Source organism: Vibrio sp. YT-15 (genome assembly GCF_033337445.1).
GTDB classification, from domain to species: Bacteria; Pseudomonadota; Gammaproteobacteria; order Enterobacterales; family Vibrionaceae; genus Vibrio; species Vibrio alginolyticus.
This window is the reverse complement of sequence record NZ_JAWOQR010000179.1, coordinates 1-1029: the sequence shown is the minus strand read 5'-3', so window position 1 is coordinate 1029 and position 1029 is coordinate 1. Positions and strand designations below refer to the sequence as shown.

2 protein-coding genes are annotated in these 1029 nt (G+C 46.0%); one reads left to right on the top strand and one right to left on the bottom strand.

From position 1 onward, the window contains the following. On the top strand, window positions 1–733 hold a 733-nt coding region (locus tag R7D93_RS26140; RefSeq protein WP_318129662.1), incomplete at its 5' end, for an HD domain-containing protein. A gap of 52 nt (window positions 734–785) precedes the next feature. On the opposite strand, the gene R7D93_RS26135 is transcribed toward R7D93_RS26140, so the two are convergent. Continuing rightward, window positions 786–1029 (bottom strand): undecaprenyl-diphosphate phosphatase (locus R7D93_RS26135; protein WP_318129661.1); only part of this gene is annotated, 244 nt, incomplete at its 5' end.

The window sequence follows — 1029 nt, the reverse complement described above, 5'->3', positions numbered from 1 at the left end:
GATCTACTCTGGTGAACTCAATACGCTAACCCCAGAACGCGTGTGGCAAGAGTGGCATAAATCGCTTTCAACGCCTCGTCCCGATGTGTTTTTATCAGTATTGCGAGATTGCGGCGCGTTAGCTGTCGTGCTACCAGAAATCGATGCGTTGTTTGGGGTGCCTCAACCTGAAAAATGGCATCCAGAGATCGATACGGGTATCCATACGTTGATGGTAGCAGAGCAAGCCGCAAAGCTGAGCACGTCACTCCCTGTTAGATTTGCAGCACAGGTGCATGACTTAGGGAAAGGTGTGACACCAGAGAGCGAATGGCCAAGCCATAAAATGCATTGTCATACCGGTTTAAAGCTAATTAAAAAACTGTGCGAACGTGTACGTGTACCGAATGAATTTAAAGATTTAGCGCTCATGGTCTGCGAGCAACACTCCAACATTCATCGCGCCGCTGAGTTAAAGCCGCAAACCATCATCAAAATCCTGAACAAGTTTGATGTATGGCGCAAGTCGGAGCGCCTAAAAGACATTCTAATTTGCTGCCAAGCGGATCATGCAGGCCGCAAAGGTTTAGAAGATCTACCGTATCCACAAGCGGATATTTTTATGCTGGCCTATCAAGCAGCGGCATCAGTAGATGTGCAAGCCATCATTCAGGATGGCTTCAAAGGTCCAGCTATTCGTGATGAACAAGAAAAACGACGTATTGAAGCGGTCAAAGTCGCTTTAAATAAGTAACGCCAAAATAAAAACGCCCGCTCAATTGAGCGGGCGTTTTTGTTTTCAAGGATTAAGCACTAAGCAAGAATGCAAATAGGCCCACACCTAGAATCAGACGGTAAATCACGAATGGCGTCATGCCCATGCGTGAAATCATCTTCAAGAAGAAGTGAATACAGATGTAAGCGCTAATAAATGAAGTCAGAATACCAGTCAGCAAAAAGCCAACGTGCACAGGCTCACCGCTGGTAACCAGCTTCATGCCCAAGTAGCTACCAGCTAATGTGATGATAGGAATCGACATCAAAAATGAA